We start from the raw sequence: 18,800 nt of genomic DNA on the forward strand, positions 1-18,800 counted from the left end.
CGCGCTCCCCCTCTGTGACCGTGTTTAATGGGGGGGCGCGGGCTTGCCGGCGATAGGGCCAGCAGCCTTCACGGAGCCAGTGCAGCCGGACGGTGACCGACCAGGGGCTCATGGCTGGCCTCGCTCTCGTCGTCCCCATCCAGCCGCACCAGCTGCGCCGGCACGCCGGTCGCCGCGCCCCAGTAATAGATACCCAGCGCTGCTGCAGCCACGACCGCCGTGTCGAACGGATGCCCGATCACCCCCAGCCCGCCAAAGCTGCCCAGCCACGACAGCAGGATGGTCACGGCGTAGAAGCCGATCAGCCAGGCCGACGAGCGCACTTGCTGGCCAATGGAAAGGTGCTCGGTGGGCACGAAGCGGCGGCACAGCAGGTACAGCACGAACATCACGATCTGCAGGGCCAGCAGCCACGACACGGTGTTCCAGCCCGACCAGTAGACGATCAGCGCGGCGATGATGAACGACAGCGGGCCGAGTACTCCCATGCCCTTGACCCGGAACGGGCGCGGCATATCCGGGGCCGTGCGGCGCAGGGCGGCGACGGTCACCGGCGCCACCGCGTAGCTCAGCACCAGGGCGGCCGAGACCACGTTGATCAGCGCCTCCCAGGACGGGAACGGCAGGGTCCAGAACACCGACAGGGCGAAGGTCAGCCACAGTGCCGGGCGCGGGATGCCGGACTGCTCGTCGATGCGGGTGAAGTACTTGAAGAAGGTGCCGGTCTGCGCCCAGCCATAGATCACCCGCGGGGTGGCGTTCATGTAGATGTTGCCGCAGCCGCTGGGCGAAACCACCGCGTCGGCCACCACCAGGTAGGCCAGCCAGCCGACGCCCAGGGCCAGGGCGATGTCACGGTAGGGCAGGGCCAGTTCCTTGGTCACCCCGGCCCAGCCATTGGCCAGCATTTCGGTCGGCACGCTGCCGAGGAAGGCCAGTTGCAGCAGGGCGTAGATCGCGGTGGACAGCAGGACCGAGAGGATCAGCGCGATGGGGATGGTGCGCTGCGGGTTCTTCACTTCGCTGGCCACCGAGATGATCGGGGTAAGGCCCAGGTAGGCAAAGATGATGCCGCCGGCCGACACGGCCATTTCCACGCCGGACATGCCGAACGGGGCAAAGCCCTGCACCTCGAAGTTTTCCGGTTTGAAGAAGGTGAACAGCACGCCGATGACCAGCAACGGCACGATGAACTTGAACACGCTGACCAGATTGTTGGCCTTGGCGAAGGTCTTCACGCTGCGGTAGTTGAGCGCGAAGAACAGCCCGAGCAGGGCGAACTGCACCAGCCAGCCGAGCACGGTCGGGTCGCTGGAACCGGCCTTGGTCAGGCTGGGGAACCAGGCCGCGGCGTATTGGCGCGAGGCAACCACTTCGATGGCGATCAGGCTGGAGAAGGCAATCAAGGTAATGAAGCCCATCAGGTAGCCCAGCAACGGGCCGTGGGAATACACCGGGTAGCGCACCACGCCACCGGCGCGCGGCAGCGCAGCGCCGAGCTCGCAGTAGACGATGCCCAGCAGCAGTACGGCGAAACCGCCGAGGAACCAGGAGAGGATCCCGGCCGGGCCGGCGATGGCCGACACGTGGCTGGCGGCGAACAGCCAGCCGGAGCCGAAGATGGCGCCGAGGCCGATGAAGGTGAGGTCCAGCAATGACAGCTGTTTCTTGAATTTGCCTGACATGGGGTCGCCTTTTTGTAGGTTTTGGATAGGCAGGTCTGATGTCACGATGCGGCTTTGCGGGCCGCGTTCTTGTAGGTCATGGGGCGGCTTGCGTGGGGCATAGAGTGGACCGATTGAGGCGGGGGTTCTTGATGGTTTTCGGCAAGGGGGATGACGAAATCGGCACAGTTCGCGAAAGCGCTGGTGAAGGGCGATGTGGCTGGATAGGCTGCAAATGGCTGTGCCGGGATGACGCGGATTTCCTGTAGGAGCGCAAGCCCTTCAGATGGCGGGCTTGCCCCGCGAGAGGCCAACAATCAAGAGCGAAGATACTGATGCCCCAGCAACCTCTCGCAACCCTCTACCAGCAGCTCGACCAGCACCGCCCCGAGTCCTTGGAGGCGCTGCTCACCGGGGTGGTCTGGCTGCTGCCGATGCTCGACGTCATCGCCAACGCGGCGATCTTCATCAAGGACGAGCAGGCCCGTTACGTGCTGGCCAACCGCACCCTGGTGCAGCGCTGCGGCCTCAAGCAACTGCAACCCCTGCTGGGCAAGACCAGCGCCGAAGTGTTCCCGGCCCGGCTCGGCCCCGGTTACACCGAACAGGACCGCCGTGTGCTGGAGCAAGGGTTGGTGCTGGAGGACCAGCTGGAACTGCACCTGTACGGCAGCCGCGAACCGGGCTGGTGCCTGACCCACAAGCGCCCGCTCTACGATCCCGCCGGCAGGATCATCGGCCTGGTGGGTATTTCCGTGGATCTGCAATCCGCCGCCGACACCCACCCCGCCTATCAGCGCCTGGCTGCGGTGGACGCGCATATCCGCGCGCATTTTCACCAGCCGATCAGCATGGGCGAGTTGACCCGTATCGCCGGGATTTCAGTGGCGCAGCTGGAGCGCTACTGCAAACGGGTGTTCCACCTGACGCCTCGGCAGATGATTCATAAAGCCCGCCTGGAGCACGCCCATCAGTTGCTGCATTCGGACCTGCCGATCACCGAGGTCGCCCTGCGCTGCGGCTACACCGACCACAGCGCGTTCAGCCGCCAGTTCCGGCAACTGACCGGGTTTACCCCGAGGCAGTATCGCCAGGCGACGGCTCAGGAGGGTTGAAACAGCGCCTTGGCTTCATCGAAACACTGTTCGGCAATGGCTGAACGCGGCGCGCTACGGCGCAGCAACAGGCCCACCGGGCTGTGGATGCTGGCGTCGGCTACCGGGATGATCCGCAAGTGCGTGCTCAGCTCTTCCAGGCCGCAATCCAGCGGCATGATCGCGCAGCACACGCCCGCATTAATGGCCTGGATCAGCTGGAAGGTCGAGTCGCTTTCCAGCACGGAGTTGGGTTCAAGGCCACGGCTGCGCAAACTCAGGTCAAGTGACTGGCGGTAATGCATGCCCTTGCTCAGCAGGCCAAGCGGAATCTCGCCGAGTTCGTCCCAGCGCAGGGTGTCGGCGTCGAACTGAAAGTGCCGGGTGTCGTGCAGCAGGCCCATGGTGGTGGTGCTCAGCTCGATCACTTCGAAGAAGCTGGCATTGACCTGGTCGAGGTAGCAGATCCCTAAGTCCAGCTGGTTGCGCGACAGGCCGTCGATGATCTGCTCGGAGCTCAGCGACGACAGCTGGAAGCTCAGCTCGGGGTATTTCTCCCGCAGCGGCAGCAGCAGTTGCATGGGGTTGAAGCTGGCCAGCGGCACGGTGCCCAGGCGCAGGCTGCCGACCACCTGGCCACGGCAGCTGGCGGCCTCGGCCTGCAGGCCGTCGTGGGCGGCCAGCAGGGTGCGGGCCCAGGCCAGGATGCGCTCGCCGGCCTCGGTGAAACCCTCGAAGCGCTGGCCGCGCTTGACCAGCACCAGGTCCAGCTCGTCTTCCAGGTTGCGCAGGCGCATCGACAGGGTCGGCTGGGTGATATGGCACAGCGCTGCGGCCTGGCCGAAGTGACGGGTCTGGTCGAGGGCGATGAGGAACTTGAGCTGCTTGATGTCCATGGTGCGGCCTGGCGAGCGGGGTGGCGGGTTCGGCGACCTTAACCAACTCCGCGTGGGCTGGCCAATCTTTAATGGTGACCGCTTGATAGAGGCGCTTGATCGGTTGGTTCGCCCTATCGATTGGACGCGGTCCGAGGCTTGCCTCTAACGTGGCCGCAAGGCCAATCACGGAGCAGAACTTGATGAGTGTCAAACCGGATGCGGTGTTCGTGCCACTGAACATCGCCGTACTGACTGTCAGCGATACCCGCAGCTACGCCAACGACACCTCCGGCGAGCTGCTGGCCAGCCGCGCGGTGGAGGTCGGCCATCGGCTGATCGCACGGGAGCTGCTCAAGGACGACCTGTACAAGATCCGCGCCCAGGTCGCCACCTGGATTGCCGATGAGCAGGTGCAGGTGGTGCTGATCACCGGCGGCACGGGCTTTACCGGCCGCGACAGTACACCCGAAGCGGTCGAGTGCCTGCTGGACAAGCGCATCGATGGTTTTGGCGAGTTGTTCCGCGCGCTGTCGATCCTCGATATCGGCACTTCGACCGTGCAGAGCCGGGCGCTGGCCGGGCTGGCCAACCGCACTCTGGTGTGCTGCCTGCCGGGCTCGACCGGGGCGTGCCGGACGGCGTGGGAGGGGATCCTGGCCGAGCAGCTGGATGCTCGGCACCGGCCGTGCAACTTTGTTGCGCATTTGAAGCCGATCGGGCAGTGCGAAAGCCGCGGTTGATGAGTAAGGCTGTTTAATTGAGATTGCTGGGGCCGCTTTGCGCCCCTTCGCGGGTAAACCCGCTCCCACAGGACAGGTACTGCCCTTGAAACTTGCGCGGGCCCTGTGGGAGCGGGTTTACCCGCGAAGGGTCGCGCAGCGACCCCAATTGGCTTAACTGACTGGCATCTTCAGGCCTTGCGCAAACGCAAACTGCGCCACAACGCCCCGACCATCAGCACGCTGACCAACGCCCAACCCCATGCTTGTCGGTTCGCCAAACCCTCCTGGTACAACTGCGGCGCCACGCCCGCGCCAACGATGAACGCCAGCAATGCCACCTCCGCCCGAGGCGCGCGCACGGGTCGCAGCAGGTAAACCACCGCCGGCAGCAGCAATGCCGCGCTGGGGAAGCTGCGATAGCGCGGGTCGAACACCATCGCCAGCATGCTCACCGCCGCCGCGAACCCTGCAGCCAGCAGCCACTTGCCAGCATGCCCTTCAAGCCAGGCGAACAACTGCTGCCGCCAGCCATCGTGGCGGGCCAGGGCCAAGGCCGTCTGGGCCAGCACCAGCAGGTTGAGCCCGGCCAGCAGCACGGCCCACAGCCACTCGCCGGCAAACCGTGCATTGGTGCGCATCAGCTCGCCCCACAGCCCCAGGCTGCCGGCGCCCAGCGCCGCCACCAGCGGCAGCAGCAAGGCGGCGCGGGCGTTCGCCGGGCGCCCGGCCAGGGCCAGGGTCGCCAGCAACAACAGCAGCGAGGCCAGCAGCCACTGTGGCCACAGCGCCAGGTTGCTCACCGGCCCTTCGAGCACGCCCTTGTCCTGGCGGTCGGCGTCGTACAGCCCCCAGTAGCCGCCCACCGCGCCTTCACTGGCGCGCTTCCACGGTTGGTCGAAGGCTTCGATCAGGTTGTAGTGCCAGCCATTGGCCTCGGCCAGGGCGACGAAACCACGGATGAAACGCGCTTCGTTGACCCGGCTCGGCACCGCCGTCTCGCGCTGGCGGCCCTCGCTTGGCCAGCCGGTTTCGCCGATCAGGATGTCCTTGGGTGCAAAGCGGTTGCCGAACACCTGGCGCACGTCGGCGACATGCGCCAGGGCCGCATCGATGCCACGCGGGTCATCCTCCCAGTAGGGCAGCAGGTGGATGGTGAGGAAGTCCACGGCAGGGGCAATCTGCGGGTGCTGCAGCCAGAACTCCCAGACATCGGCGTAGGTCACCGGCACCTTGACCTGGCTTTTCACCTTGTTGATCAACTCGGCCAGGCGCTCGCCGGTGACTTCCTTGCGCAGCAGCGCCTCGTTGCCGACGATCACTGCGCTGACCACGTCGGGGTTGGCGTTGGCGGCGGCGATCAGCAGGTCGATTTCCTTGTCGGTGTCCACCGGGTTGGCGTTGACCCAGGCCCCCAGCATTACCTTCAGGCCGTGCTTGCGGGCCAGTGCCGGGATGGCCTCAAGGCCGGTCATCGAGTAAGTGCGGATGCACTGGAAACGCTCGGCCAGCAAGGCCAGGTCGGCGTCCATGCGCGCCGGGCGCAGGCGAAACGGCTGGTCGAACGGCGACTGGTCCTTGTCGAATGGCGTGTAGGAGGCGCACTGCAACTTGTGGGTGGGGCTGGCGGCGTCTGGCAGCTGCACCGGCTTGCCGAGGCCGTACCAGAGGGCGCCCAGGCCGAGGACGGCGAGCAGGCAGGCGAGCAGGTAGGTCGTGCGGAACATCGGGCGGTCCATCGTCGGGTTCGTGAGCAGGGCCGCTGCGCGGCCCATCGCCGGCAAGCCGGCTCCCACAGAAAATCGCATGAACCCTGTGGGAGCCGGCTTGCCGGCGATGGGCCCGGTGCGGGCGAACCTGTGATATTAGCCCGGCGCCAAGCGTTTGGCATGCAAGGATCGCGCAGTTCGGCGCGGGCTGCTGGCGCTAATGGCACAGTGCTGTCGCTGATCGTTCGCTAAAGGTCGCTGACAGAGCAGGTCGCCTGTTGTGTCAGGTTGATGATGCAATCTCCAAGACCTGACGAGGGGATGCTTTGATGGCGACTTTTACAAGAATGCGACGTTTCCTGGGCGTGGGCACTGCTGTGGTACTGGCCATGAGCACTGCGCAAGCCATGGCCAAGGAAGTCAGCATCGGTTACGTGGATGGTTGGTCCGATAGCGTGGCGACCACCAACGTGGCCGCCGAAGTGATCAGGCAGAAGCTCGGCTACGACGTGAAACTGCAGGCCGTGGCCACCGGCATCATGTGGCAGGGCGTGGCCACCGGCAAACTCGACGCCATGCTGTCGGCCTGGCTGCCGGTCACCCATGGCGAGTACTGGGCCAAGAACAAGGACAACGTGGTCGACTTCGGCCCCAACTTCAAGGACGCCAAGATCGGCCTGATCGTCCCCGAGTACGTCAAGGCCAACAGCATCGAAGACCTCAAGACCGACCAGAGCTTCAAGCAGAAGATCGTCGGCATCGACGCAGGCTCCGGGGTCATGCTCAAGACCGAACAGGCCATCAAGGACTACGACCTGACCGGCTACAAACTGACCGCCAGCTCCGGCGCGGCGATGACCGCCGAGCTTGGCCGCTCCTATGCCAAGCAGCAATCCATCGCCGTCACCGGCTGGGTGCCGCACTGGATGTTCGCAAAGTGGAAGCTCAAGTTCCTTGAAGATCCGAAAGGTGTGTATGGCGCCGCCGAAACGGTCAACAGCATCGGCAGCAAGGAATTGGCCACCAAGGCCCCGGAAGTGGCCGAGTTCCTGAAGAAGTTCCAGTGGCAGTCCAAGGATGAGATCGGTGAAGTGATGCTGGCGATCCAGGAAGGCGCCAAGCCGGAAGCGGCGGCCAAGGACTGGGTGGCCAAGCATCCGGAGCGGGTCAAGGAGTGGACCGGTAAGTAAGCGGCGCACTCCGGGGGCTGCTGTGCAGCCCAATCGCTGGCAAGCCAGCTCCCACAGGGTATCTCAGCCCTTGTGGGAGCTGGCTTGCCAGCGATTGGGTCGCGCAGCGGCCCCAAGGGTTGTTACCAAATCTGTAAAACACCCTTGCATCTAAGACTAAGGTCGTCTGGTTGGCGTCCAGCGGCAGCATAAAGTGGAGTCGGGTTCTCCCTACATCTGTGCTGCTAGGACAAAAACAATGAACGACAGCATTTACCAATCGATACAGAACAGTCCGCGCTTCAAGGAACTGGTTACCAAGCGCGAGCGTTTCGCCTGGATCCTCTCGGCAGTCATGCTCGGCCTCTACTGCGCCTTCATCCTCCTAATCGCCTACGGCCCGCACCTGCTTGGTGCCAAGCTCAGCCCCGGCTCGTCGATCACCTGGGGCATCCCCCTGGGCGTCGGCCTGATCCTTTCGGCGTTCGTGCTTACCGCCATCTACGTGCGTCGCGCCAACGGCGAGTTCGACGAGTTGAACAAGGCAATCCTCGAGGAGGCCAAGCAATGATCCGTCATGCCAAAGCCCTGGCCGTCCTGGCCTGCGGCGCTTTCGCACCCGCCGTGTGGGCAGCCGATGCCCTGACCGGCGAGGTGCAGAAGCAACCGCTGAACGTTGCCGCGATCGCCATGTTCGTGGCCTTCGTCGCCTTTACCCTGGGCATCACCTACTGGGCCTCCAAGCGCAACAACTCTGCCGCCGACTACTATGCCGCCGGCGGCAAGATCACCGGCTTCCAGAACGGCCTGGCGATTGCCGGCGACTACATGTCGGCAGCCTCGTTCCTGGGTATTTCCGCCCTGGTGTTCACTTCGGGCTACGACGGCCTGATCTACTCCATCGGCTTTTTGGTCGGCTGGCCGATCATCCTGTTCCTAATCGCCGAACGCCTGCGCAACCTGGGCAAGTACACCTTCGCCGACGTCGCCTCCTATCGCCTCGGGCAGAAGGAAATCCGCACCCTGTCGGCCTCCGGCTCGCTGGTGGTGGTGGCGTTCTACCTGATCGCGCAGATGGTCGGTGCCGGCAAGCTGATCGAGCTGCTGTTCGGCCTTGACTACCATGTTGCGGTGATCCTGGTCGGCGTGCTGATGTGCCTGTACGTGCTGTTTGGCGGCATGCTCGCCACCACCTGGGTACAGATCATCAAGGCCGTGCTGCTGCTGTCCGGTGCCAGCTTCATGGCGCTGATGGTGATGAAGCACGTGGGCTTCGACTTCAACACCCTGTTCTCCGAGGCCGTCAAGGTGCACGCCAAGGGCGAGGCGATCATGAGCCCGGGCGGCCTGGTCAAAGACCCGATCTCGGCGTTCTCGCTGGGCCTGGCGCTGATGTTCGGTACCGCCGGCCTGCCGCACATCCTGATGCGCTTCTTCACCGTCAGTGACGCCAAGGAAGCCCGCAAGAGCGTGCTCTACGCCACCGGCTTCATCGGTTACTTCTACATCCTGACCTTCATCATCGGCTTCGGCGCAATCCTGCTGGTCAGCACCAACCCGGACTTCAAGGACGCCGCCGGCGCCCTGCTGGGTGGCAACAACATGGCGGCGGTGCACCTGGCCGATGCCGTGGGTGGCAGCATCTTCCTCGGCTTCATCTCGGCCGTGGCCTTCGCCACCATCCTGGCGGTGGTTGCCGGCCTGACCCTGGCCGGTGCCTCGGCGGTGTCCCATGACCTGTACGCCAGCGTCTGGCGCAAGGGCAAGGCCAACGACAAGGACGAGATCCGCGTATCGAAGATCACCACCATCGCCCTGGGCGTGCTGGCGATCGGCCTGGGGATTCTGTTCGAGAAGCAGAACATCGCCTTCATGGTCGGCCTGGCGTTCTCCATTGCCGCCAGCTGCAACTTCCCGGTGCTGCTGCTCTCGATGTACTGGAAGAAGCTGACCACCCGCGGCGCCATGATCGGCGGCTGGCTGGGGCTGATCAGCGCGGTGGGCCTGATGATCCTCGGCCCGACCATCTGGGTACAGATCCTCGGCCACGAGAAAGCCATCTACCCCTACGAGTATCCGGCGCTGTTCTCGATGCTGATCGCCTTTGTCGGTATCTGGTTCTTCTCGGTCACCGACAAGTCCAAGGCTGCCGAAGACGAACGCGCGCTGTTCTACCCGCAGTTCGTCCGCTCGCAGACCGGCCTGGGGGCCAGTGGTGCGGTTTCGCACTGATCCAACCCTGGTGTGAAAAACGCCCCGCTTGCGGGGCGTTTTTTTTGTGCGGTGATAAGCAGGGAAGGTCGACTCGATCTTGGGAAAATTCTTGTTTTATTTAGGACGTATCGTGCATTCGGGGGCCTGGGGCAGGGTGAACAATGTGCCCCAAGGCCCGCAATGGCCGCCTCGCGCGTCTACTCGTACTGCGAGCCAAGAAACCGCTCAACGAAGAGGACAACGCCATGCAAAAAGCCCTCGTGGTGGACGATCACCCTTTTATCCGCGCCAGTGTGTGCCTGCAGTTGCGTCAGGAGCGCCTGGACATCATCGGCCAGGCCGACAACGGAGTCGATGCCGTGCAGCTGGCCCGCGAGCACACCCCTGACCTGGTCATCCTCGACATCATCATGCCTGGCCTGGATGGGCTGCAGGTCATGGCGCGGTTGCGGGCGCTGCCACAGCCACCGAAGATCCTGGTGCTCACCTCGCAGTTGGCCGAGTGCTTCTCGTTGCGCTGCATGAAGGCCGGGGCTGCCGGCTTCGTGTCGAAGTCCGATGACCTCTGCGAACTGAGCAAGGCGGTGCTGGCCCTGCGCTCGGGCTACAGCTATTTCCCCGAGGTGTCGCTGAGCTCGGTAAACCGCCAGGACATCCATGCCAGCGAAGCGCAGCGCCTTTCCGGCCTCAGCGACCGGGAAGTGATCATTCTCCAGCACCTGTCGCGGGGCCTGAGCAACAAGGCCATCGGCGAAACCATGCTGCTCAGCAACAAGACCATCAGCACCTACAAGTCCAGGCTGCTGGACAAGCTACGGGTCGGTTCGGTGATAGAACTGGCCGACGTTGCCCGTCGCAACCTGCTGATCTAGTGGTCATCGCGTGGGGCTGATACACAGGGGGCTGCTGGCTGTGTTGTTGTGTTACGCACCTCTTCTGCCTGCCGATCAACTGCCGCAGTTGCACGGCCGCTCGACCTTCTCTGGCCCCCGGCTGACCCCGGATGAAGCGCAGTTGCGCTGGCTGTGGGAGCGACAGCAGCTCAGGCTGGCAGTGGTGAGGCCGGACAACCCGCCGTTGGACGTCCTCGGTACCGGTCGCGACTACGAAGGGATCAGCGCCGACTATGCCGGGTTGCTGGCCGGGCAACTGCAGCTACCCGTGCAAATCCATGTGTATGCCTCGCTCAATGCCGCCATCGAGGCGTTGCGGGCGCGTGAAGTGGACCTGCTGGCCAGTGTCACTGCCCGGCAGGCCAGCGATGCCGGTCTGTGGTTGTCGCATGCCTATGCGCAAGACCTGCCGGTGGTGGTGCTGCGAGAGGATGAACCAGCGGCCGATGTGCCTTTGCGCGTGGCCATGCGCGAAGGTTACCGCAGGCTCGACAGCATACTGGCTCGATATCCTCAGGCGCAGGTCCAGGTATTCCCCTCCACCCGTGCAGCGCTGGGTGCCTTGGCCTTTGGCCAGGCCGACCTTTACCTGGGTGGTGCACTGGAAAGTCAGTACCTGATCGGCAAAGGGCTGGTCGGGCCGCTGGAAGCCTTCGACAGTCCCGACCTGGAAAGCCAGCCGCTGGGGTTTGCCATGCATCCGCACGACACGCCGTTGCACGGCCTGGTCGATTCGGTGCTGGCCAGCATCGAGCCGCAGGAGCATGCGCGCATCCGTCGTCGCTGGGGCGGGCAGGGGCTGGTTGAGCGCGGTCCGCTGCAACTGAGTGACAAGGAGCTGAGTTGGGTACAGGGCCAGGGGCCGTTGCGGGTGCTGCTCAACGATCAATACCCACCCATCAGCTACCGCGACGGCGAGGGGCGTCTGCGCGGGCTGGCGGTGGATGTGTTGCAACGCATAGGCCGGCGCACCGGCCTGACCTTCGACCTGGTGGCCGGCGGGACCCTGGAGCGCATGATCGAGCGTACCGCCAGGGGCGAGGCCGACCTGATCGCCGGCGTCACGCCCAGCAATGAACGTGAGCAGCACCTGACGTTCAGCCGCAGCTTTGCCAGTTCGGCGCGGGTGTTGGTCACTGCCGACAGCGGCACGGCGGCATCCACCCTGGAGCAACTGACCGGGCTGCGCCTGGCCGTGACCCGCAGCGGCTATCCCAAGGCGTATCTGCGCCAGCACTATCCGGACATCCACCTGGTCGAGTCCGACGGGCCGGTGGATGCGGTCTGGCGCGTGGCCAGCGGCCGCGCCGATGCTGCGCTGGTGCCCATGATCGGTGCCCGGGCGTTGACCGAGCGGCTGGCGCCGACACGCCTGAAGATCAGTGCCAGCCTAACCCTGGAGCCGGCCTATTTCGCGTTCGCCAGCCCACGGGGGGCGCTGGAACTGCAGGCGATCCTCAACAAGGCGCTGCTCAGCCTGTCACCCCAGGAAATGGACGCCTTGGCCCGCCGTTGGCGCAGCGAGGTGATCGTTGCCGACAGTTTCTGGCAGCGCTATCGGTTGGCGGTGCTGCAAGGTTTTGCCGCGGTCGCCCTGTCGCTGCTGCTGGCACTGGCCTGGGTCCGCTACCTGCGCCGGCTGGTGCGGGTGCGCGAGCAGGCCGAGCGAGAACTGGCCGACCAGTTGGCGTTCATGCGCGTGATGATCGATGGCACACCGCATCCGATCTATGTCTGCGACCAGCACGGCCGCCTGCTGACCTGCAACAACAGCTACCTGCAGGCCTTGCAGGTCAGTCAGGCGGCGGTCATCGGTCAGCCTTTGGGCCAGAGCGAGGCCTTGGCCTGGCAGGGCGCCTGGCGCGAGGTGCTGGCCAGCGGCCAGGTGCATGTCGAAGACCTGCAGGTCAGCCTGGGCGAAGGCGTGCAACGGACCCTGTCACACTGGATGCTGCCTTACCGCGGTCTGCGCGATGGCCAGGCAGGGGTGATCGCCGGCTGGATCGATGTCACCGAACGCCAGCACCTGCAGGCGCAGTTGCAGGCGGCCAAGGACGATGCCGACAGTGCCAACCAGGCCAAGACTCACTTCCTTGCCACCATGAGCCACGAGATACGCACACCGCTCAATGCCGTGCTGGGCATGCTCGAGCTGGCTTTGCGCAAGGCCGAGCAGGGCGTGCTCGACCGCTTGTCGATCGAAGTCGCCTCGGACGCGGCGCGCAGCCTGCTCGGGCTGATCGGCGACATCCTCGACGTTACCCGCATCGAAACTGGCCATCTGCAACTGGCACCGCAGCCGGGGTGTCTGCAACAGCATGTGGCCGAGGCGGTGCAGTTGTTCGAGCAGCAGGCCCGCAGCAAAGGGTTGCAGCTGCTGCTGGAACTGGAGGGGCCGGCGGACGCGGAGGTGCTGCTCGACCCGCTGCGCTTCAAGCAGATCCTCGCCAACCTGCTGAGCAACGCGATCAAGTTCACCCACCGTGGCAGCGTCCGGGTAAGCCTGCGCAGCACCGTGCAGGCGCGTGCGGTGGCGGTCGAGCTGACCGTGGAGGACACCGGTATCGGCATTCCCGAGGCGGAGCTGTCACGGCTTGGCGGGCTTTTCTGGCAGGCCAGCAACAACCGTCAGTCGGCACGGCGCGGGGCGGGCCTGGGCTTGTCGATCAGCCGTACCTTGTGCGAGTTGATGGGCGGGCACATGCACCTGCGCAGCACCCTGGGCGTGGGCACGCGGATCGATCTGGCACTGCGGCTCGAGCGAGTCGACGCCCGCGAAACGATGGCGGCGCAGGAGGCGCCCGACGCCCTGCTGGCGAAGAGTGAGAGCTTGCGCGTACTGGTGGTCGATGACTATCCGGCCAATCGCCTGTTGCTGGTCAACCAGCTGGGCTACCTGGGCCATCGCGCCAGCGTTGCCGAAGATGGTGCCCAAGGCTTGCGTGCATGGTTGCAGGGCAATTTCGATGTGGTGATCAGCGACTGCAACATGCCCGTGCTCGATGGCTACACCCTGGCCCGGGCGATTCGCCTGCACGAGCGTCGACAGGGGCGCCGGGCCTGCCGGGTGCTGGGGCTGACTGCCAATGCGCTGGTGGGCGAGCGTCAGCGCTGCGAGCGGGCCGGCATGGATGCCTGCCATTTCAAACCGTTGGGGCTCAAGGCCCTGGCCTTGGCTCTGGCGGGCATGCCGCGGGTGAGTGACGACGCGCCCTTCGCGGTGGACGACGGCTTCGACCTGAGCAGCCTGGAGCGCCTGACCGGGGGGGACCAGCAGGCGCTGGACGCGCTGCTCAATGACCTGCTGGCCAGCAACCGCAAAGACCTTGGCCAACTGCTCGGCCATGGTGAAGACGAGGATCTGGGGGCACTTGCTGCGCTGGCTCACCGGATCAAGGGTGGGGCGCGGATCATTCGCGCCCGCAAGGTGATCGAAGCCTGCGAGCAGGTCGAGCGCAGTTGCGCCGGTGGCACGCTCCCGCCCGGGCAACTGGAGGCCGTTTGCCAGGCGCTGAGTGAGCTCGAACGGGTGTTGCAGCGCTACAGCACACAGAACAGCGCCGCGCGTGACAGGCACGTCGGCCAGGATTGAGCAGCGAGAGGTGGAACATGGAGGTAGACGGGTTGCGGGTGCTGGTAGTCGAAGAGCACCGCTTCCAGCGGGTGATCGCGGTGAAGACCTTTGGTTACCTGGGGTGTGCCGAGGTGTTGCAGGCACAGGATATCAATGAAGCCCTGCTGTGCCTGCAGCAGGCAGGACGGGTCGATCTGGCGGTGTGTGCCCTGACGGGCGGGAGCGACGGCAGCATGGATACCCTGGAGTTCCTCCATCGACTGGGCAAGGCCAGGTTGGCGGGGGCGGTGCTGTTGACCTGCAGCCTGAGCCCGAGCATGCGCCGCGGCGTACAGCAATTGGTGGAGCGGCTTGGCATGCGTTTCATCGCCGACCTGGACCCACCCTTGTCGGTGGAGATGCTGCGCCAGTGCCTGCCGAATCCGCTGCCGGTGGATACGGCCTCACCTCGCCCAGCGGTGTTCTGGCCGGGTGAGGAAGGGGTGCGCGGCGGCATGCGCGACGGGCAGTTCACGGCGTTCTACCTACCCAGTTTCGACTTGCGCGACGGGCGCATCACTGGCGTTGACCTGATACCGTTCTGGCACCATCCGTTGATGGGGGTGCTGGCGCCGGAGATCTTCCTGCCTGCCGTGGAACGTTGTGGCTTGCTCGATGAACTGGCGTTGTTACTGCTTGAGCAGGGCCTGGCGCTGCACAGCGAACTGCAGGCCGAGGGGCGCCGGTTACGCATTACCCTGCGCCTGAAGGGGCCGCAACTGCTGGATCGCTCGCTGGTGTTGCGTATTCGTACCTTGCTGCACCAGCAGCGCTTCGATGTGCGTCACCTGTGCTTCGAGCTGAGCGGGCGCAGCCTCTACCACATCACCGTGGTGGAGCTTGAGAACTTGCTTCGCCTGCGGGCGCTGGGTTGCGAGCTGAGCCTGGCCGAGTTCGGCAGCGACCAGGCCGGCAGCCAGCTGTTGTGCCAGCTACCGTTCACCCGGATCAAACTGGCCGAGCGCTTCATTCGTGGCCTGCCCCATGAAGCCCGGTGCCGTGCTGTGGTCCAGCATTGCCTGAACTTGGCGCTGGCCCTCGAGCAGCACCTGACGGTGGTCGGGGTATCCAGCGCCGAACAGCACCTGGCCTTGCTGGGGATGGGCTGCGAGAGCGCCCAGGGCGACTACCTTGCACTGCCGCTGGACCGCGAGGCGCTGTTGCGGCGCCTGCGCGGTGACCTGCGCTTGGTGCCGCCTGGTTAGGTCAGATATGCCCCAGCAACACCAGTATCAACAGCACCACCAGCACCACGCCGACGATGCCCGAAGGGCCATAGCCCCAGCTGCGCGAGTGGGGGAAGACCGGTAAGCCACCGATCAGCAGCAGGATCAGGATGATGATGAGGATCGTGGTCATGGCGGAGTCCTTGCGTGGTTGGGGGTCAAGGGCCGCGGAACAATGCTGGCCGCTCACAATTTCCGACCCGTGCGCGCCGGTAATAATTCAATCGGCTGTCGGTACACGCAGGCCGGTCCCCCCGGCGTCGCCCGATACCCCCACATTCAGCTGCCTGATGCCACACCGGCGCAGCCCTGCTTGTCGCTAGACTCCGGGCATTCCCACTGTTCAGTACAAGGCAGCGACCATGCACAAGCGAATGATGATCACCGGGGCCGGTTCCGGCCTGGGCCGTGAGATTGCCCTGCGCTGGGCCCGCGAGGGTTGGCAGCTGGCCTTGGCCGATGTCAACGAGGCAGGCCTGCGCGAGACACTGGAGCAAGTGCGCGCCGCCGGTGGCGACGGTTTTGTCCAGCGCTGCGACGTGCGCGACTACAGCCAGCTCACCGCCCTGGCCCAGGCCTGCGAACAGCGCCTGGGTGGCTGCGACGTGATCGTCAACAACGCGGGGGTGGCCTCGGGCGGCTTCTTCAGCGAGCTGTCGCTGGAAGACTGGGACTGGCAGATCGCAGTCAACCTGATGGGCGTGGTCAAGGGTTGCAAGGCGTTCCTGCCGCTGCTCGAACGTAGCCGCGGACGGATCATCAACATTGCCTCCATGGCCGCGCTGATGCAGGGGCCGGGGATGAGCAACTACAACGTGGCCAAGGCCGGGGTGCTGGCGCTGTCGGAAAGCCTGCTGGTGGAGCTGCGCCAGGTCGGGGTGGCGGTGCACGTGGTTTGCCCGTCGTTCTTCCAGACCAACCTGCTTGATTCGTTCCGTGGCCCGACCCCGGCAATGAAAGCCCAGGTGGGTAAGTTGCTGGAAGGCTCGCCCATCAGTGCTGCCGATATTGCCGAGTACATTCATGCACAGGTAGCCGCCGGCGAGTTCCTCATCCTGCCCCACGAAGCCGGGCGCCAGGCATGGCAGCTCAAGTGCCAGGCGCCCCAGCGGCTGTATGACGAAATGGCCGATATGGCGGTCAAGATGCGCGCCAAGGCCAGCAAAAGTGCTGGTTGAGCCTAATGCCAGTCAGACAGCGCTTCAAAGCCACTAATGGGGCTGCCTTGCAGCCCTTCGCGGGTAAACCCGCTCCCACAGGTACAGCGCTAGCTTGAGATTTTGCGCAATCCTGTGGGAGCGGGTTTACCCGCGAAGGGCCGCAGAGCGGCCCCAATTGGCTTAACTGGCTGGCATTATGGTTGAGCCGCATTTTTGTAGGACCTTTTACCTCTGTTGGTAGGCTAGGTCTCTTTCACCCTGGAGTGATTGAGTAGGAGAAAGCCATCAAGGCAGTCTCCGGTTTTCCCTAAGGCTGGAGGATCGGAGCATGTTGGTAATCGGACGTGAAGTGGGTGAGGTGATTTTCATCGGAGACGACATCAGCATCCAGGTGGTGTCGGTCGAGAATGGCCAGGTTCGCTTCGGCATCAGCGCGCCGCGCAATGTCGATGTGCACCGGGTGGAGGTGTACAAGCGGATCAAGGAGCAGCAGGCGAAAGCGCGGGCCTGAAACAGGCCTGGGGCCTAGGGTGCCAGCAGTTCCGGCGGCACATCATGCCGGGCCAGCAGTTGGCATTGCTCGCTCTCGAAATCGAACAGGATGAATGCCTGCTTTCTGGCCAGCGCCTGGCGCACTCGCAGCACACGCGTTTCCAGTGGCGTGTCGTCGCCGTTGTCGGTGCCGTCGCGGGTGACGAAGTCCTCGATCAGGCGGGTGAGGGTGTCGGCTTCGAGTTGCTCGTAGGGGATCAGCATGGCGATGGGCAGTGGTGGTGGGTATGTGCGCATGCTACGTGAAATCGGCAGTGGCTGCCTGGGGCGCGGGGTGACCTTATCGTCGGCATGCCGGCGATAAGGTCTGTGGCTTCAACGGCGCAGTGCGGCGCTCAATGCCGACGTGGCGCCATCAGCGGTGGTGACGGTCGCGGTGAAGCTTTGCAGCCCTTCGCTTTGTTCAAGCACTTGAGCAAACCGCGCCTGCCCCTTGTCATCGCTGTTCACCAGCACTTCACCCAGATACTGCTCGGCCTCGGTCGCTTCAGCCTGGGCATTACCGAACAGCTCGACCCGCAGCAGGCTTGATGCCGGCCCCTGCACCTCGCCGCGCAGTACATTGCCTTGCAGGGCGAGCAGTGTCGGTGGCTGCTGGTTATGGTTGGGCAGCGGCTGGCAGGGTTTGGGTTCACCCTTGCCGTCGCAGATGATGGCTTGGTCCTGCGTCGCCAACTGCGCGCCGATGCCGCGCGAGCCCACGTACAGCGCATGGGCCTGGGCCGGCACGCCGAACACGATGGCGCCGGTGCGCTGGTCGGCCACGCACGAGCCCCCGGCCTCGCAGCGGCGTATATCCTGGCTGTTGCCCCAGATGCGGTTGGCGGTGAGGCGGGTGGCGGTGATCTCCGGCTCCGGGCGCAGCGCCACGCCGATGCGGTTGCCGTGGATCAGGTTGCCGTCGAGGATATTGCCCTCGCCGGTGACACTGACGCCGATGGAGTTGCCGCTGAAGGTGTTGCCGGCCAGGTAGTTGCGCTTGCCCCAGTTGATCTGCAGGCCGTCGGAGTAGTTTTCGAAGCGGTTACGCACCACGCTGTTGTCGTTGCCCAGCAGGATCTCGATGCCCTGGGAGGGTTCCGGGTTGGCAGGGGTGGAGCGGAACAGGTTGTCGGCCACCAGGTTGAAGGCCGCGCCACGGGTCAGCTCCAGGCCATCGCCGTTGTCGATCAGCTGGTTGCGCAGGACCTTGTTGTTGTTCGTGGTGGTGGCGGTCGGGTTGCCGGCGCCGTCGTCGCCGGTCAGCATGATTCCGGCGCCGCCCTTGTTGGCGACGATCCGGTTGTCTTCGATGACGTTGTGGCTGGCGCGGTTGACCAGGATGCCGATGCAGAAGTTGCGCACTTCCAGGCCCTGCAGGTGCACGCCTTGGGTATCGCGCAGCACCAGGCCAGGGTTGGTGGTGGTGCGCACGTTGGTGCCGTACTGGCCGGGCAGGGCGCCAGGGCAGGTATGTACGCCCTGGTCCTTGATATAACCCGAGCCATCGAGGGTGATGTACTGGCCGTCGCGGGCCCAGGCCAGGCCGGTGATGCTGACCGGCCCCTTGATTTCCGGTAGCGCTCGATTCGGGCGGATCACATGGGGCGGTTTACCCACGGCGGCGATATCGATGCGGTAGTGGCCGGGGTTCAGGTTGCTGGTTTCGATGGCCCAGCGCAGGGTGCCGGGTTGGCCGTCGTCGGCATAGCGGTTGACGGTCAGCGTCTGTATTTGGGCAGGCGCGACGGCGTGGGCGGACAAGGGGAGTAGTGGCAGCAGGGCTGCCAGCGCAGGCATCAAGCGCATGGTGCGGGATTCCACTGACTGTTTGTTGTTATGCGCCACGCCGTGATCGGGCGGGCTGTCTGGGGGCGATTCTAGGGCAGCCGTTCGGCTTCGCGGCGCCGTGGCAGGTGAATCGGTGCGG

16 protein-coding genes are annotated in these 18,800 nt (G+C 64.8%); 10 read left to right on the forward strand and 6 right to left on the reverse strand.

Annotated elements, in window-relative coordinates:
• Positions 1-68 precede the first annotated feature (68 nt).
• Positions 69-1,685, reverse strand: coding sequence for an APC family permease (locus ABE459_RS14695; RefSeq protein WP_323830186.1), 1,617 nt, complete (start codon positions 1,683-1,685; stop codon positions 69-71).
• Between the two features lie 314 nt (positions 1,686-1,999).
• Here ABE459_RS14695 and ABE459_RS14700 point away from each other — a divergent pair, with 314 nt between their 5' ends.
• Positions 2,000-2,779, forward strand: coding sequence for an AraC family transcriptional regulator (locus ABE459_RS14700; protein ID WP_125465117.1), 780 nt, complete (start codon positions 2,000-2,002; stop codon positions 2,777-2,779).
• Here ABE459_RS14700 and ABE459_RS14705 read toward each other — a convergent pair.
• Positions 2,767-3,654: a LysR family transcriptional regulator gene (locus tag ABE459_RS14705; protein WP_258704914.1), complete on the reverse strand. Its 888-nt coding sequence runs from the start codon at positions 3,652-3,654 to the stop codon at positions 2,767-2,769. The two genes, ABE459_RS14700 and ABE459_RS14705, sit on opposite strands and share 13 nt — an antisense overlap.
• A 182-nt stretch (positions 3,655-3,836) precedes the next feature.
• Between ABE459_RS14705 and moaB the strand changes: the two genes are divergently transcribed.
• The gene (moaB, locus tag ABE459_RS14710; protein WP_125859625.1) at positions 3,837-4,376 is read left to right on the forward strand and encodes a molybdenum cofactor biosynthesis protein B; all 540 of its coding nucleotides are present in this window, start codon (positions 3,837-3,839) and stop codon (positions 4,374-4,376) included.
• 170 nt (positions 4,377-4,546) lie between these two features.
• Here the strand turns inward: moaB and ABE459_RS14715 are convergent, their stop codons facing one another.
• The gene (locus ABE459_RS14715; RefSeq protein WP_323830185.1) at positions 4,547-6,094 is read right to left on the reverse strand and encodes a beta (1-6) glucans synthase; all 1,548 of its coding nucleotides are present in this window, start codon (positions 6,092-6,094) and stop codon (positions 4,547-4,549) included.
• A 299-nt stretch (positions 6,095-6,393) separates the two neighbouring features.
• Here ABE459_RS14715 and ABE459_RS14720 point away from each other — a divergent pair, with 299 nt between their 5' ends.
• The 6 genes from ABE459_RS14720 (at position 6,394) to ABE459_RS14745 (ending at position 15,158) form a co-directional block, all read left to right on the forward strand.
• Positions 6,394-7,254 carry a glycine betaine ABC transporter substrate-binding protein gene (locus ABE459_RS14720; protein ID WP_125465113.1) on the forward strand — a complete coding sequence of 287 codons (861 nt, stop codon included), beginning with the start codon at positions 6,394-6,396 and terminating at the stop codon, positions 7,252-7,254.
• Between the two features lie 238 nt (positions 7,255-7,492).
• Positions 7,493-7,804: a DUF485 domain-containing protein gene (locus tag ABE459_RS14725; protein WP_323828553.1), complete on the forward strand. Its 312-nt coding sequence runs from the start codon at positions 7,493-7,495 to the stop codon at positions 7,802-7,804.
• Positions 7,801-9,465 carry a cation acetate symporter gene (locus ABE459_RS14730; protein WP_125465112.1) on the forward strand — a complete coding sequence of 555 codons (1,665 nt, stop codon included), beginning with the start codon at positions 7,801-7,803 and terminating at the stop codon, positions 9,463-9,465. The genes ABE459_RS14725 and ABE459_RS14730 overlap by 4 nt, the downstream gene beginning before the upstream one ends.
• A gap of 227 nt (positions 9,466-9,692) precedes the next feature.
• Positions 9,693-10,319, forward strand: a complete 627-nt coding sequence (locus tag ABE459_RS14735; protein WP_125465111.1) for a response regulator transcription factor — start codon at positions 9,693-9,695, stop codon at positions 10,317-10,319.
• Between the two features lie 46 nt (positions 10,320-10,365).
• Complete coding sequence (locus ABE459_RS14740; RefSeq protein ID WP_323828551.1) at positions 10,366-13,932, forward strand: transporter substrate-binding domain-containing protein; 3,567 nt, start codon at positions 10,366-10,368, stop codon at positions 13,930-13,932.
• Positions 13,933-13,949: 17 nt separating this feature from the next.
• Complete coding sequence (locus tag ABE459_RS14745; RefSeq protein WP_125465109.1) at positions 13,950-15,158, forward strand: EAL domain-containing response regulator; 1,209 nt, start codon at positions 13,950-13,952, stop codon at positions 15,156-15,158.
• A gap of 1 nt (position 15,159) precedes the next feature.
• Here ABE459_RS14745 and ABE459_RS14750 read toward each other — a convergent pair whose 3' ends face one another.
• Positions 15,160-15,312 carry a DUF3309 family protein gene (locus ABE459_RS14750; RefSeq protein ID WP_110996334.1) on the reverse strand — a complete coding sequence of 51 codons (153 nt, stop codon included), beginning with the start codon at positions 15,310-15,312 and terminating at the stop codon, positions 15,160-15,162.
• A gap of 229 nt (positions 15,313-15,541) precedes the next feature.
• Here ABE459_RS14750 and ABE459_RS14755 point away from each other — a divergent pair, with 229 nt between their 5' ends.
• Positions 15,542-16,357, forward strand: a complete 816-nt coding sequence (locus tag ABE459_RS14755; RefSeq protein ID WP_258704910.1) for an SDR family oxidoreductase — start codon at positions 15,542-15,544, stop codon at positions 16,355-16,357.
• 310 nt (positions 16,358-16,667) lie between these two features.
• Entirely contained in the window at positions 16,668-16,850 is a 183-nt protein-coding gene (gene csrA, locus ABE459_RS14760; RefSeq protein ID WP_125465107.1) for a carbon storage regulator CsrA, read from the forward strand.
• A 14-nt stretch (positions 16,851-16,864) separates the two neighbouring features.
• Here csrA and ABE459_RS14765 read toward each other — a convergent pair whose 3' ends face one another.
• Positions 16,865-17,095 (reverse strand): YheU family protein, encoded by a 231-nt coding sequence (locus ABE459_RS14765; protein WP_125466238.1) that lies wholly within the window; start codon positions 17,093-17,095, stop codon positions 16,865-16,867.
• Between the two features lie 111 nt (positions 17,096-17,206).
• The gene (locus tag ABE459_RS14770; RefSeq protein ID WP_323828548.1) at positions 17,207-18,679 is read right to left on the reverse strand and encodes a right-handed parallel beta-helix repeat-containing protein; all 1,473 of its coding nucleotides are present in this window, start codon (positions 18,677-18,679) and stop codon (positions 17,207-17,209) included.
• Positions 18,680-18,800: the final 121 nt, after the last annotated feature.

The sequence above is a fragment of the Pseudomonas sp. TWI923 genome (assembly GCF_039673365.1).
In the GTDB taxonomy this organism is placed as follows: domain Bacteria; phylum Pseudomonadota; class Gammaproteobacteria; order Pseudomonadales; family Pseudomonadaceae; genus Aquipseudomonas; species Aquipseudomonas sichuanensis.